Origin of the sequence: Geodermatophilus sp. DSM 45219, assembly GCF_900104025.1 — a bacterium.
Taxonomy (GTDB): domain Bacteria; phylum Actinomycetota; class Actinomycetes; order Mycobacteriales; family Geodermatophilaceae; genus Geodermatophilus.
The window spans coordinates 211,361-225,023 of record NZ_FNIQ01000008.1 but is presented as its reverse complement, the minus strand read 5'-3'; the positions used below and the strand labels follow the sequence as shown (position 1 = coordinate 225,023).

At 74.2% G+C, this 13,663-nt stretch carries 14 protein-coding genes; 1 reads left to right on the top strand and 13 read right to left on the bottom strand.

The features are described 5' to 3' along the window. Positions 1 to 349 precede the first annotated feature (349 nt). The 8 genes from dapB to BLR12_RS22505 form a co-directional block, all read right to left on the bottom strand. Positions 350 to 1,156 (bottom strand): 4-hydroxy-tetrahydrodipicolinate reductase, encoded by an 807-nt coding sequence (gene dapB / locus BLR12_RS22540; RefSeq protein WP_218120787.1) that lies wholly within the window; start codon positions 1,154 to 1,156, stop codon positions 350 to 352. A gap of 48 nt (positions 1,157 to 1,204) precedes the next feature. After that, the gene (locus BLR12_RS22535; RefSeq protein WP_176832645.1) at positions 1,205 to 1,570 is read right to left on the bottom strand and encodes a VanZ family protein; all 366 of its coding nucleotides are present in this window, start codon (positions 1,568 to 1,570) and stop codon (positions 1,205 to 1,207) included. Further along, a complete protein-coding gene (locus BLR12_RS22530) occupies positions 1,570 to 2,949 on the bottom strand; it encodes a M16 family metallopeptidase (protein WP_091382656.1) in 1,380 nt (459 codons plus the stop codon). Before BLR12_RS22530 ends, BLR12_RS22535 begins: the two co-directional genes overlap by 1 nt. Before the next feature lie 97 nt (positions 2,950 to 3,046). Continuing rightward, on the bottom strand, positions 3,047 to 5,329 hold the full coding sequence (locus tag BLR12_RS22525) for a polyribonucleotide nucleotidyltransferase (RefSeq protein WP_091382655.1): 2,283 nt from the start codon (positions 5,327 to 5,329) through the stop codon (positions 3,047 to 3,049). A 236-nt stretch (positions 5,330 to 5,565) separates the two neighbouring features. After that, positions 5,566 to 5,835 (bottom strand): 30S ribosomal protein S15, encoded by a 270-nt coding sequence (gene rpsO, locus BLR12_RS22520; protein WP_091382653.1) that lies wholly within the window; start codon positions 5,833 to 5,835, stop codon positions 5,566 to 5,568. Between the two features lie 273 nt (positions 5,836 to 6,108). Further along, positions 6,109 to 7,089, bottom strand: coding sequence for a bifunctional riboflavin kinase/FAD synthetase (locus tag BLR12_RS22515; protein WP_091382652.1), 981 nt, complete (start codon positions 7,087 to 7,089; stop codon positions 6,109 to 6,111). Between the two features lie 19 nt (positions 7,090 to 7,108). Next, entirely contained in the window at positions 7,109 to 8,248 is a 1,140-nt protein-coding gene (locus BLR12_RS22510; RefSeq protein ID WP_176832644.1) for a branched-chain amino acid aminotransferase, read from the bottom strand. Positions 8,249 to 8,358: 110 nt separating this feature from the next. Then, positions 8,359 to 8,682 (bottom strand): antibiotic biosynthesis monooxygenase family protein, encoded by a 324-nt coding sequence (locus BLR12_RS22505; protein ID WP_091382650.1) that lies wholly within the window; start codon positions 8,680 to 8,682, stop codon positions 8,359 to 8,361. Between the two features lie 78 nt (positions 8,683 to 8,760). Between BLR12_RS22505 and BLR12_RS22500 the strand changes: the two genes are divergently transcribed. Beyond that, positions 8,761 to 9,450 (top strand): HAD family hydrolase, encoded by a 690-nt coding sequence (locus BLR12_RS22500; protein WP_091382649.1) that lies wholly within the window; start codon positions 8,761 to 8,763, stop codon positions 9,448 to 9,450. Between the two features lie 121 nt (positions 9,451 to 9,571). Here the strand turns inward: BLR12_RS22500 and truB are convergent, their stop codons facing one another. From truB to rbfA, 5 genes are read right to left on the bottom strand one after another with little or no spacing between them, the layout of a single operon-like run. After that, positions 9,572 to 10,486: a tRNA pseudouridine(55) synthase TruB gene (gene truB / locus BLR12_RS22495; RefSeq protein ID WP_091382646.1), complete on the bottom strand. Its 915-nt coding sequence runs from the start codon at positions 10,484 to 10,486 to the stop codon at positions 9,572 to 9,574. Further along, positions 10,483 to 11,766 carry an MATE family efflux transporter gene (locus tag BLR12_RS22490; protein ID WP_091382644.1) on the bottom strand — a complete coding sequence of 428 codons (1,284 nt, stop codon included), beginning with the start codon at positions 11,764 to 11,766 and terminating at the stop codon, positions 10,483 to 10,485. The genes truB and BLR12_RS22490 overlap by 4 nt, the downstream gene beginning before the upstream one ends. A 44-nt stretch (positions 11,767 to 11,810) precedes the next feature. Then, a complete protein-coding gene (locus tag BLR12_RS22485; protein WP_255363711.1) occupies positions 11,811 to 12,815 on the bottom strand; it encodes a DHH family phosphoesterase in 1,005 nt (334 codons plus the stop codon). Further along, positions 12,812 to 13,054 carry a hypothetical protein gene (locus tag BLR12_RS22480; RefSeq protein ID WP_091382641.1) on the bottom strand — a complete coding sequence of 81 codons (243 nt, stop codon included), beginning with the start codon at positions 13,052 to 13,054 and terminating at the stop codon, positions 12,812 to 12,814. The genes BLR12_RS22485 and BLR12_RS22480 overlap by 4 nt, the downstream gene beginning before the upstream one ends. After that, entirely contained in the window at positions 13,051 to 13,572 is a 522-nt protein-coding gene (gene rbfA / locus BLR12_RS22475; RefSeq protein ID WP_091382639.1) for a 30S ribosome-binding factor RbfA, read from the bottom strand. Before rbfA ends, BLR12_RS22480 begins: the two co-directional genes overlap by 4 nt. Positions 13,573 to 13,663 lie beyond the last annotated feature (91 nt).

Genomic DNA, 13,663 nt, shown 5'->3' with positions numbered 1-13,663 from the left:
TGAGCCAGGATCAAACTCTCCGTAGATGCTTGAACCAGGCCGAGAACCGAGAACTGGACGCTCTCGATCAATCAACCCAAAGAAACCCACAAAAAAGGGGTTGTTACTTGGCACTGACTTTCGGCACGCTGTTGAGTTCTCAAGGAGCGGACGCGCAGCTACCAAACCCTCACGGGCCTCGTCTCTGGCGGCTTGTCCAGCTGTACGCCGTGTCCGGAGTCCTGCACCCGGGGGGTGCTCTCCGCGGCCCTCCCGGGCCCGTCCGGCGCGAAGAGAACCATACACGACGTCCGGGGTCCGTGCGCAAGTCGGTGGAGGGCGGTCCCCGTCACAACGCCGGCGCCCGACCTCAGAGCCCCAGGAAGCTCTCGATCCCCACCGTCAGACCCGGGCGCCGGCCGATCTCCCGGACGGCGAGCAGGACACCCGGCATGAACGACGCCCGGTCGTAGGAGTCGTGCCGGAGCGTCAGGGTCTCCCCGGGCGCACCCATGAGCACCTCCTGGTGCGCGACGAGCCCGGTGAGCCGGACGGCGTGCACCGGTACACCCTCGACGTCGGCACCGCGTGCGCCGGGCAGCGAGTCGACGGTGGCGTCCGGCTGGGCAGGGAGCCCCGCCACACGCCGGGCGGCGGCGACCAGCCGGGCGGTCCGCGCGGCGGTACCCGATGGCGCGTCCACCTTGTTCGGGTGGTGCAGCTCGACGATCTCCGTGGACGGGAAGAAGCGCGCCGCCTCCTGGGCGAACCTCATCAGCAGCACGGCGCCGATGCCGAAGTTGGGCGCGATGACGACCCCGACGTCCGGCTTGGGCTCGAGCCACTCGGCGACGGTGGCGAGCCTGTCCTCGTCGAAGCCGGTGGTGCCGACCACGCAGTGGATGTTGTTGTCGATGCAGAAGCGGATGTTGTCCATGACGACGTCCGGCCGGGTGAAGTCGACGACCACCTGCGCGCCGGCGTTCGCGACGTCGAACAGCCAGTCCCCCGAGTCGACCATCGCGACGAGCTCGAGGTCCTCGGCGGCGTTCACCGCCTTGACCACCTCGGTGCCCATGCGCCCGCGGGCACCCAGCACGCCGACGGGGACGAGGTGGCCCTCTCCCGCGGAGGAGGTGGATCCGTGCTGGTCGGAGGCGGAGGTGCTCGTGGTCACCGGGTCAGGCTTCCCGCCGCCGGCGCACGACGCAAGGCAGCCCGCCCGTCACGGTCGGCTGCGTCCCGCGGCCCAGGCCCAGGCGGCCAGGCCCGCGAGGACGCCGACGGTGTCCGCCACCCAGTCGGCCACCGACGCGGAGCGCTCGAGCGCCGAGAACCCCTGCACGACCTCGCTCACCGCGGCGTAGACCACCAGCAGGACGCCGAGCGCCCCGGCCCGGGCCCCGGCCCACCGTCCGGTCACCGCCAGGGCGGCGAACAGCAGCAGGTGCACCACCTTGTCCACCCCCGGCGGCGACGCCGGGACGTCGTCCGCGGGGGCGAACAGCACCGCCAGCGACACCAGCACGGCCACGGCGAAGGCGCCGCGCGACAGCGCGCCGTGGACGGCCAGAGCAGGGTGCGGGCGCATCAGAGGCGGTCGAGCTCCGACTCGCGGTAGGGACCGACCACGGCCAGGCAGGTGTCGCGGGTGAGCAGCTCGGCCGCGACCGCGCGGACCTGCTCCTCCTGGACCGCGTCGAGCCGGTCGAGCACCTCGCGCACCGGCAGGTACTCGCCGTAGGACAGCTCGCTCTTGCCCAGCCGGCTCATCCGGGAGCCGGTGTCCTCGAGACCCAGGACCAGACCGCCCCGGAGCTGGCCGCGCCCTCGGGCGACCTCCTCGGCGGTGAGCCCGTCCGCCGCGACGCGGGCGAGTTCCTCCCGGACCAGCCGCAGCACCTCGGGCACCCGCTTGGGCGAGCACCCCGCGTAGACGGAGAACGACCCGGTGCCGGCGTAGTGCGTGAGCGCGGACCCGACGCTGTAGACCAGCCCGCGCTTCTCCCGGATCTCCTGGAACAGCCGCGAGCTCATCCCCCCGCCCACGGCGGTCTCCATGACCGCCGCCGCGTACCGCCGCTCGTCGAGCCGGCCCAGGCCGACCGAGCCGAGCAGCAGGTGGGTCTGCTCGGTCCGCCGCCGGACCAGGCCGGTCGGGCGGGCCGGGGTGGTCGCCCCGCCCTCCTCGCCCCGCCGCAGCGGCGCAGGGCGCGCCGACCCGGACAGCCGGGCGCCGAAGGCGGCGGTGACCAGGTCCAGCACCTGCTGGTGCTGCACCCGGCCGGCGGCGGTGACCACGACCGAGGGCGGGGTGTAGCGCCGGCGGTACCAGCCGTCGACGTCCTCCCGGGTCAGGCCCTCGATGGACTCGACGGTGCCCAGCACCGACCGGCCGAGCGCCGTGCCCCCGAAGAGCGTCTCCGCGAACAGGTCGTGGACCAGGTCGGAGGGCTCGTCGTCGCGCATGGCGATCTCCTCGAGCACCACCGTCCGCTCGCTCTCCAGGTCCGGGGCCGTGTTGAGCGCGTCGGTGACCAGGTCACCGAGCAGGGTGACCGCCAGCGGCAGGTCGCTGGCGAGCACGTTCGCGTAGTAGCAGGTGTGCTCCTTGGCGGTGAAGGCGTTCATCTCACCGCCGACGGCGTCCATCGCCGTCGCGATCTCCAGCGCGCTGCGACTGCCGGTGCCCTTGAACAGCAGGTGCTCCAGGAAGTGGGAGGAGCCGGCGACGGCGTCGGTCTCGTCGCGCGAGCCGACGCCGACCCAGATCCCGACCGTCGCCGACAGCACCCCGGGCATCGTCTCGGTCAGCACCCGCAGGCCACCGGGCAGCTCGGTGCGCTCGACCCGGCCGCCGACCTCGTCGACGTCCAGGACGACGGTCTCCCCCACACCGGCCGGGGCCGGGACGGGCGCGGTGGCGCCCGTCCCGGCCCCGGTCAGAGCCTGCGTCCGGTTCGTGGTCACGTGTCCTCCTCGCTGTCCCCCGCAAGCGGGAGGTGCCCCCAGCTCGTCGGACACGTGACCAGTGGTGCTCTGCCTCCGCATGACCTCGCGAGCTCGGTCATGCCTCCGCGGGCGCGGGTGCGGCCGCGGCGTCCTCGGCGGGAGCGGCCTCAGGCGCGCCGTCCCCCTCGGCCGCGACGGGCACGAGGCTGATCTTGCCGCGGGCGTCGATGTCGGTGATCTCGACCTGCAGCTTGTCGCCGACGTTGACCACGTCCTCGACCTTGCCGATCCGCTTGCCGGCGCCCAGCTTGCTGATGTGCACCAGGCCGTCCTTGCCCGGGAGCAGGGAGACGAAGGCACCGAACGGCGTGGTCTTGACGACCGTGCCGAGGAAGCGCTCGCCGACCTTCGGCATCTGCGGGTTGGCGATGGCGTTGATCCGGTCCACCGCGGCCTGGGCCGAGGGGCCGTCGGACGCGCCGACGTAGATCGTGCCGTCGTCCTCGATGGTGATGTCCGCGCCGGTCTCGTCCTGGATCGCGTTGATCATCTGGCCCTTGGGGCCGATGACCGCGCCGATCTTGTCGACCGGGATGCGCACCGTGGTGACCCGCGGCGCGTAGGGGCTCATCTCGTCGGGGGCGTCGATGGCCTCGCCCATGACATCGAGGATGTGCAGCCGGGCCGCGCGGGCCTGGGTCAGCGCCTGGGCCAGCACGTCGGAGGGGATCCCGTCGAGCTTCGTGTCCAGCTGGAGGGCCGTGACGAAGTCCTTGGTGCCGGCGACCTTGAAGTCCATGTCACCGAAGGCGTCCTCGGCACCGAGGATGTCGGTCAGCGCGACGTACTCGGTCTTGCCGTCGACCTCGTCGGACACCAGGCCCATGGCGATGCCGGCGACCGGCGCCTTCAGCGGCACGCCGGCGTTGAGCAGCGCCAGGGTCGACGCGCAGACCGACCCCATGGACGTCGAGCCGTTGGAGCCCAGCGCCTCGGAGACCTGCCGGATCGCGTAGGGGAACTCCTCGCGGTCGGGCAGCACCGGGACCAGCGCCCGCTCGGCGAGCGCACCGTGGCCGATCTCGCGGCGCTTGGGCGAGCCCACGCGGCCGGTCTCACCGGTCGAGTAGGGCGGGAAGTTGTAGTTGTGCATGTAGCGCTTGCGGTTGACCGGCGACAGCGTGTCCAGCTGCTGCTCCATGCGGAGCATGTTCAGCGTGGTGACGCCCAGGATCTGGGTCTCGCCGCGCTCGAACAGCGCCGAGCCGTGCACCCGCGGGATGACCTCGACCTCGGCCGACAGCGGCCGGATGTCGGTCAGCCCACGGCCGTCGATGCGGACCTTGTCGCGCAGGATGCGCTGCCGGACCACCTTCTTGGTGACGGCGCGGAAGGCGGCCGAGACCTCCTTCTCGCGGCCCTCGAACTGGGCGGCGAGCGCGGCCTTGACCTCGTCCTTGAGCTCGTCGGTGGCGGTCTCCCGCTCCTGCTTGCCGGCGATGGCCTGCACCTCGGCGAGCCGGCCGGCGGCCTGGGCGTCGACCGCGGCGTAGACGTCGTCCTGGTAGTCGAGGAAGCGCGGGAAGTCCGCGACCGGCTTGGCGGCCTTCTCGGCCATCGCGCTCTGCGCGTCGCACAGCGCCTTGATGAACGGCTTCGCGGCCTCGAGGCCCTGGGCGACGACCTCCTCGGTCGGCGCGGTGGCGCCGCCGGCGACCAGCTCGATCGTCTTCTCGGTGGCCTCGGCCTCGACCATCATGATCGCGACGTCGCCGTCCGGGAGCACCCGGCCGGCCACGACCATGTCGAAGACGGCGTCCTCGAGCTCGGCGTGGGTCGGGAAGCCCACCCACTGGCCGTTCACCAGCGCGACCCGGGTGCCGCCGACCGGGCCGGAGAACGGCAGGCCGGACAGCTGGGTCGACGCCGAGGCGCCGTTGATGGCCAGCACGTCGTAGACGTGGTCGGGGTCCAGCGACAGGACGGTGATGACGACCTGGACCTCGTTGCGCAGCCCCTTGGCGAAGGTGGGGCGCAGCGGGCGGTCGATCAGGCGACAGGTGAGGATCGCGTCCTCCGACGGGCGGCCCTCGCGGCGGAAGAACGAGCCGGGGATGCGCCCGGCGGCGTACATGCGCTCCTCGACGTCGACCGTCAGCGGGAAGAAGTCGAAGTGCTCCTTGGGCTGGCGGCCGGCCGTGGTGGCCGAGAGCAGCATGGTGTCGCCCATGGTGACGACGACGGAGCCGGCGGCCTGCTTGGCCAGCCGGCCGGTCTCGAAGGTGACGGTGCGGCTGCCGAAGCTGCCGTTGTCGATGACCGCGGTGGCGGTGGTGACCCCGTCCTCGGGGTCGAACTCCGCGGCGGCGGTGGTGTTCTGGGTGGTGGGTGCGGACACGGTGTCCTCTTCCTACGTCGCATGCGGCGACGTCCTCTTCGTGGCCTCGCGCCTGACAGCGCCCGGGTGACCGGTCTTCGATCGAAGCCCACGGGGACCCCCTCCCGAGGAGGGGCGTGCCCGGGGACCACCACCGAGGACCGACCAGCGACGGGGGTCCGGCGCGGGGCCCTGGTCCCGTGCGGCGGGTGCCGCACGAGAGAGGGGACCGTCCCGGCGGGACGGTCCCCTCTGGTTCACCGGCGCAGGCCGAGCCGCTCGATCAGCGACCGGTACCGGTTGATGTCGGTCTTGGCCAGGTAGTTCAGCAGCCGGCGACGGCGACCGACCAGCAGGAGCAGGCCCCGCCGGCTGTGGTGGTCGTGCTTGTGCTGCTTGAGGTGCTCGGTCAGGTCGCTGATCCGGCGGGTCAGCATCGCGACCTGCACCTCGGGCGAGCCGGTGTCCCTCTCGACCGTCGCGTAATCGGTCATGATCTGCTGCTTCGTCGCGCTGTCGAGCGCCATGGATCGCCTCCGGGGGCAGGTCACGTGTGGCCCCCGGTCTGTGTCACGGGGGCAGGCTGCACACAGGTCGGGACGACCGACCGTCCTTCAGGCTACCAGTGACACTGTCGGCCTCCGGCCGACGCCGCGGCCAGGTGCCATCCCTGACCGGCGTCGAGCCGCTTCCGACGCTCCTCGGGGGGAGCCTCCGGCCCCCCGCTCGTCACGACCCCAGCCCGGTGCCGTGGCCGGGGTACTGCGTGGCCGTCGCCGTTTCCGCCTCCGCTCCTCGGGTCAGGACGACGAGGACGGCGGCCGTGCTCCCGTGATCTCCCGGGTCCGGGCGACGTCGCGGTCCATCTGGGCGACGAGCTCCTCGATGCCGGAGAAGGCGGTCATCGGGCGCAGCCGCTGCACGAACTCCACCCCGACGTGCTCGCCGTAGAGGTCGCCGTCGAAGTCGAGCAGGTGGGCCTCCACCGTGCGCCGGCTGCCCTGGAAGGTGGGGTTGGTGCCGACCGAGATCGCGGCCGGCGAGGTGCTCACGCTGCGGCCGGTGCGCGGGTCGAGGATGACCAGCCCACCGGCGTAGACGCCGTCGGCCGGGATCGCGGTGAACGGCGGGGACTCCACGTTCGCCGTCGGGTAGCCGAGCTCGCGGCCGCGCCGGTCGCCACGGACGACGACGCCCTCGATGCGGTGCGGCCGGCCCAGTGCCCGCGCGGCCGACACCATGTCACCGGCCGCGACGCAGGCCCGGACGTACGTCGAGGAGATGGTGATCTCGCCGTCGGCCGAGGAGTCCCCCGCCAGCGGCACCGGCTCCACGGTGAAGCCGAACCGGCGTCCCTCCTGGGCCAGCGTCGTCACCGTCCCCGCCGCCCGGTGGCCGTAGGTGAAGTTCTCCCCCACGACGACCGAGGCGGCGTGCAGGTGCTGGACCAGCACGGTGTGGGTGAACGTCTCCGGCGACAGCCGCATGAACTCCGGCGTGAACGGCAGCACGCACATCTCGTCCACGCCCAGCCCGGCGACCAGTTCCGCCTTGCGGTCCAGCGAGGTGAGGATCGCCGGGTGCGAGCCCGGGCGCACGACCTCGGAGGGGTGCGGGTCGAAGGTGAGCAGCAGGCACGGCCGGCCGAGCGCGCGGGCACGGGCGACGGCCGTGCCGATCAGCTGCTGGTGTCCCCGGTGGACGCCGTCGTACATGCCGACGGTGACCACCGTGCGGCCCAGGTCCCCCGGGGTCGCCTCCAGCCCCCGCCACCGGCGCACGTCGACGTCGTCCGGGCGCTCAGGCGACCCGGTGCAGCCAGCCGTGGGTGTCGGGCACCCGGCCGTGCTGGACGCCGAGGAGGTGCTCGCGCAGCGCCATCGTGATCGGGCCCGGGCCGCCGTCGCCGACGGTGAAGTCGCCGGTGCGTGCCTTGACCTCGCCGACCGGGGTGATGACCGCCGCGGTGCCGCAGGCGAAGGACTCGGTGACCGTGCCGTCGGCGACACCGGACCGCCACTCCTCCAGGCTCACCTTCCGCTCGGTGACCCGGTGGCCGCGCTCCCGGGCGACGGTGATGAGCGAGTCACGGGTGATGCCGGGCAGCAGGGTGCCGGAGAGCTCGGGGGTGACCAGCTCGGCGTCGTCCCCGGAGCCGAGGACGAAGAACAGGTTCATCCCGCCCAGCTCCTCGATGTACCTCTTCTCCACCGCGTCGAGGTACACCACCTGGTCGCAGCCGAGCGCGCTGGCCTGCTGCTGGGGCCGCAGGCTGGCGGCGTAGTTGCCGGCGCACTTGACGTCGCCGGTGCCGCCGGGTGCGGCCCGCACGTAGTCCTCGGAGACGTACACCGACACCGGGTGCACCCCGCGCGGGAAGTACGCGCCGGCCGGGCTGGCGATGACCAGGAACAGGTACTCGTGGGCCGGGCGGACGCCGAGGAACGGCTCGGTCGCCAGCTGGTACGGGCGCAGGTAGAGGGTCTGGTCGGGACCCGTGGGCACCCAGTCGCGGTCGGTGTCGACCAGCGCGTCGACGGCGGCGAGGAAGGCCTCCTCCGGCACGGGCGGCATGGCCAGCCGCTCGGCGCTGCGGACGAACCGGGCGGCGTTGGCCTCGGGGCGGAAGGTGGCCACGCTGCCGTCGGGCTGGGCGTAGGCCTTGAGCCCCTCGAAGATCGACTGCGCGTAGTGCAGGGCGGCGGTGGCCGGGTCGAGCTGCAGCGGCGCGTACTGCGTCAGCCGGGCGTCGTACCAGCCCTCGCCGGCGCGGTAGCGCGCGACGAACATCGAGTCGGTGAAGTACCGGCCGAAGCCCGGGTCGGCCAGCAGCCCCTGGCGCTCCGCGGCGGGACGGCGCCGCACGTCCTCCACGACCACCGGCACACCCTCGGTGAACACCCGGGAAGTGGTACGGCTGTCGGCGAGCGTGTCGGTCATGGCTCCCACCTGCGGCGTGCGCGGATCCGAGGGGCGGTCCGGCAGCTGCCGGACCGCCCACTCACCCTAGCTCCGCCACGACCAGGTCCGGCGGCGACCGCTGCGGGTGGTCACGGCCGGTCGGGGGCCGCGCTCTCGACGACCTCGTAGGACCACAGGTGGGAGGAGTCGCTCGCCGCGGGTGCGAGGTCCGAGCCGCCGCCCTCGTGGGCCCGGGCGAAGTCCTGGCCGGACTCCCACGCCCGGTAGGCCTCCTCGCTCTCCCAGCGGGTGTAGACCAGGTACTGGTCGGTGCCCTCCAGCGGGCGCAGCAGCTCGAACCACTCGAAGCCCGCGGACTTCTCCACCGCACCGCCGCGCCCCTTGAACCGCTCCTCGAAGCGCTGCTGCTTGTCCTTCGGCACGGTGATCGCGTTGATCTTGACGACGCTCATGGCTGCCCCCTTCCCGGCGCGCCCGCCGGTCAATCCCGTGATCCTGCGGACCCGCGGGCGCCGGGTCAGGATGTCGCGATGACCGCTGCTACCCCCACGCCGCGGCCCGGCGTCCTCCTCGACGTCGACGGCACGCTGCTGGACACCAACTACCTGCAGGTCCTCGCGTGGTGGCAGGCGTTCCGCGACACCGGGCACGACGAGGTCTCGATGGCCGACTGCCACCGGGCGATCGGGATCGCCAGCGCCGAGCTGGTCGCCCACCTGCTGGGGGACGACGCGGACGACGTCGACGAGGTGGTGGAGGCCAAGGAACGGCGCTACGAGCCGCTGCGCGAGCTGGTCGTCGCCTTCCCCGGGGTGGACGACCTGCTGGCCGCGTGCCGGGACAGGGGCCTCGCGGTGGTGCTGGCGACCAGCGGCCAGCAGTCGGACCTGGAGTGGATGACGCCGGCGATCGGCGGGGAGGACGTCGTCGACGGGGCTACGACCTCGGCCGACGTGGCATCGGCCAAGCCGGCGCCGGACCTGCTGCAGACCGCCGTCGCCGACCACGGCCTGGACCCGCAGCGCACGGTCGCCGTCGGCGACACCATCTGGGACGTGCGGGCGGCGCGGGACGCCGGTCTGCCCTGCATCGCGCTCACCTGCGGCGGCATCTCCAGGGCCGAGCTGGTGGAAGCCGGTGCCGACGAGGTCTACGACGACCCCGCCGACCTGCTGGGCCACCTCGAGGACTCACTCGTCGGGAAGGTCGCCCGGGGCTGACGAAGGACCCCCGTGCCCCCCCACCGCTCGGAGAAGGACCCCGTCCTCCCCAGCCCTCGCCAGCTCGGGCCGGGACCCGGGACGGGGCCGGGGACCCTGCAAGCGGGCCAGGGACCTCTTGCTAGCCGGGCGGGAACCCCACGGTGACGCGGGCGGTGGCGCCGGCGTCCTCGACCAGGGCGACCAGCCGGTCGGCGGCGTCGACGGCGGCGTGCAGGCCCGGTGCGCCGGTCGCGGGGATGCGCTGCCCGTAGCGGAGGGCGCGGGCCTCCTCCTCGGTCAGCGTGCGCACCGGGAAGACGGCGCGGGCGGCGTCGGTGAGACCGAGGACCCCCGCTCCCCCGCCGGCTGCCAGCGCCTGCCCGGCGTCCTCCACCGGCGCGGCGTCGGTGACGGCGAAGGGACCGGAGGCGGTGCGGCGCAGTGCGGTGAGGTGCCCGCCCACCCCCAGCGCGGCGCCGGCGTCGCGGGCGATCGCCCGGACGTAGGTGCCGGCGGTGCAGGTGACGGTCACGTCGACGTCCACCAGGTCCGGGGTGGGCCGGGTGACGCGGTGCACGTCGAGCCGGTGGACGGTGACGGCCCGCGGCTCGAGCACGACCTCCTCACCGGCGCGCACCCGGTCGTAGGACCGCCGTCCGGCGACCTTCACCGCGCTGACCGAGGAGGGCACCTGCAGCAGCGGCCCGGTCTGCGCGGCTAGGGCCGCGGCGACGGCGGCGTCGTCCAGGTGCCCGGCCGGGGTGCTGGTGAGGACCTCGCCCTCGCGGTCGTCGGTGACGGTCGTCCGGCCGAGCCGGACGGTCGCCTCGTAGGTCTTGTCGTGCCCGCCGACGTGGCCCAGCAGCCGGGTCGCCGTCCCGACGCCGAGCACCAGCAGGCCGGTGGCCATCGGGTCGAGGGTGCCGGCGTGGCCGACCCGGCGCACCGAGAGCACCCGCCGGGCCCGGGCGACGACGTCGTGGGAGGTCATGCCGCCGGGTTTGTCGACCAGCAGGAGGCCCGGGGGGACGTCGGCGTCCGCGCGTCTGCTCACGTCGTCACCGTCTCAGGCGCGGTCAGCCAGCGGTCCCCCGCCACCCGGACCACGACGGCGACCAGCCGCAGGGCGATGAACAGGGTCAGGCCGGTCCACACGCCGGCCAGCCCCCAGCCCAGCGGGACGGCGAGCAGCGACAGCGGGAGGAAACCGGCCAGCGCCGCGCCGATGGTCACCGTGCGCAGGTACCCGACGTCCCCGGCGCCCATCAGCACGCCGTCGAGGGCGAAGACCACCCCGGCCAGCGGCTGCATCGCGGCGAGGAACCACCAGGCGACGGCGGCCTGCGACAGCACCGTGGGGTCGTCGGTGAACAGCGGCAGCACGACCGGGCGCAGCGCCAGCAGGGCGGCGGCCACGACCACGCCGGTGCCCAGGCCCCAGAAGGTGACCCGGCGGGCGGTGTCGCGGGCCGCGTCGGGCCGGCCGGCGCCGAGGGCCTGGCCGACGAGCGTCTGCGCCGCGATGGCGTAGGCGTCGAGCACCAGGGCGAGGAAGAAGAAGAACTGGATCGCGATCTGGTGCGCGCCCAGCGCGGCGGTGCCCGCACGGGCCACCACCCCGGTCGCCACGAGGAAGGACACCTGGAGCACGGCGGCGCGCAGCAGCAGGTCACGGCCGATGACCAGCTGGGACCGCAGCGCGGCCGGGCGCGGCCGCCAGGGGACGCCCTCGCGCAGCAGCGCCCGCACGAACAGCGCGGCGGTGAGCGCCTGCCCGGCGACGTTGGCCACGGCGGACCCGACGAGGCCGAGGCCGGCCGGGTGCACCAGCAGCGGGCACAGCACCAGGCTCAGCAGGCTACCGGCGAGCACGTAGCGCACCGGGCGGCGCAGCTCCTGCACCCCGCGCAGCCAGCCGTTGCCGGCCAGGGAGACCAGCAGCAGCGGCGCCCCGAGGGAGGCCACGCGCAGCCACTCCTCCCCCGCCGCGGCGACCGGGCCGTCGTCCCCGGCCAGGAGCCGGGTCAGCGGGCCGGCCAGCAGCTGGAACAGCGCCAGCACGAGCAGGCCGAGCGCGCCGGCCAGCCAGGTGGCCTGCACGCCCTCGTCGACCGCGCCTGCCCGGTCACCGGCGCCGGCGCGGCGGGCCGAGCGCGCGGTGGTGCCGTAGGCGAGGAAGTTCAGCAGCGCCGCGGCCCACGCCAGCAGGCCGCCGCCGACGGCCAGGCCGCCCAGCGCGACGGTGCCCAGGTTCCCGACGACCGCGGTGTCCACCAGCAGGTACAGCGGCTCCGCGGCCAGCACGACCAGCGCGGGCGCCGCGAGGGCGAGCACGCCGGGCGCTCGACCTCCCCGCGCGGCAGCAGGCGTCGATCCGGTCATCCCCCGCGGAGCTGGGCCCGGATCGCCCGGATCGTGCTCTCGCGGTCCCCGGCCCAGGTGAACCCGGCCGCGGCGCGGTGACCGCCGCCCCCGAGGGCCATGGCGACCCGCGACACGTCGGTGGCACCGCGCGAGCGCAGCGAGACCGCCCAGGAGCCGTCGTCCTGGCCCTTGAGCACGCAGGCGACGTCCGCCTCCTGCGTGGACCGGACGACGTCGACCAGCGCCTCCAGTTGCTCACCGGGCAGCCCGTGCTCGGCGGCCTCGGCGGTGCTCGACCAGGTCCACACCAGGCCGGCGCCGACCTCGGCCTCGAGCACGGCGCGGCCGGCGACGACCGACAGCAGGCCGAGCCAGCCGAACGGCGCGGTGTCGAACAGCCGCTGGCTGATCGCGGCGTGGTCGATGCCGGTGGCCAGCAGCCGGCCGGCCAGGTCGTGGGTGTCGGGACGGGTGTTGCCGAACCGGAAGGACCCGGTGTCGGCGGCCAGCCCGGCGTAGAGGCAGGTGGCCAGCCGCGCGTCGAGGGTGACGCCGAGCCCGTCCAGCAGGTCGGCGACCAGGACGACGGTGGCCGGCGCGGCCGGGTCGACGACGCGGACGCGACCGAAGCCGGGGTTGCTGGCGTGGTGGTCGACGACCACGGAGGTGGCCGCGCCGTCCAGCAGCGCGGCCAGCTCGCCCAGCCGCCCCGGTGAGGCGGCGTCGAGGCTGACGAACACGTCGGGCGAGGCGGGCACCGCCGCCGACGGCACCAGGCCCTCGGCCCCGGGCAACCAGGCCAGCGACGCGGGCAGGGTGAACGGGCCGGGGAAGGTGGTCAGCACCCGGGCGCCGCGGCGGCGCAGCCCCTCGCCGAGGGCGAGCACGCTGCCGAGCGCGTCGGCGTCGGGCTGCACGTGCCCGGACAGGACGACGGTGGAGCGCGCCGCTGCCGCCTCGGCCAGGACCGCGGCCGCGCGGTCGGTCAGCTGGGCTCCCCGTGGCGGGGACAGCGTCACGAGTCCGGGCCGGGGTCGGCGACCGGCGGCGCGTTCTGCTCCTCGGTCACCAGCCCGCCGCCGACCGGGTAGCCCTGACCGTCGTCGGGCTCGTCCGAGGCGATGCTCGGGGCGTCGCCGATCTGGCCGCGCTTGCCGCCCTGGGTGGGGTCGCCGGTGTCCGGCTCGGGCCGGCCACCGAGCTCGGAGCGGCCCTGCCCCTCGTCCGGCAGGTTCGGGTCCGGGTCGTTCTCGCTCATGAGACGCTCCTGCTCTGGGTGGGCACGTCGACACCGTCATCGGCAGTCCCGGCGCCCACCGGGTCGCTCCCGAGGGCATCGTCCGCCTCGTCGTCGTCCTCGGCGGGACGACGGTAGGGGTCGGCGTCGCCGGCGTACTGCGCGCCCGCGCGGATGCGGGCGAGCTCGGCGTCGGCGTGCCGGACCCGCTCGAGCGCCTCGTCGAGCTCGCGGGCGGTGTCGGGCACGTGGTCGGCGACGAAGGTCAGGGTGGGCACGAACTTGATGCCGGTCTGCCTGCCCACGGTGGAGCGCAGCACGCCGGTGGCCGAGGCCAGCGCCCTGGCGGAGTCCTCGACCTGGGTGGGGTCGCCGTAGACGGTGTAGAAGACCGTCGCCTCGCGGAGGTCGCTGGTCACCCGGGCGTCGGTGACGGTCACCATGCCCAGGCGCGGGTCCTTGACCTGCATCTCGATCGCGGCGGAGACGATTTGGCGGATGCGCACCGCGAGCTTGCGGGCGCGGGCCGGGTCGGCCATCGCAGACCTCCTGATCAGGGCGTCGAGGACGCCGGTCGGCGGCCCCGTCCCGGGTCCCGCCCCGAGCCTGCGAGGGGTGGGGAGGACGGGG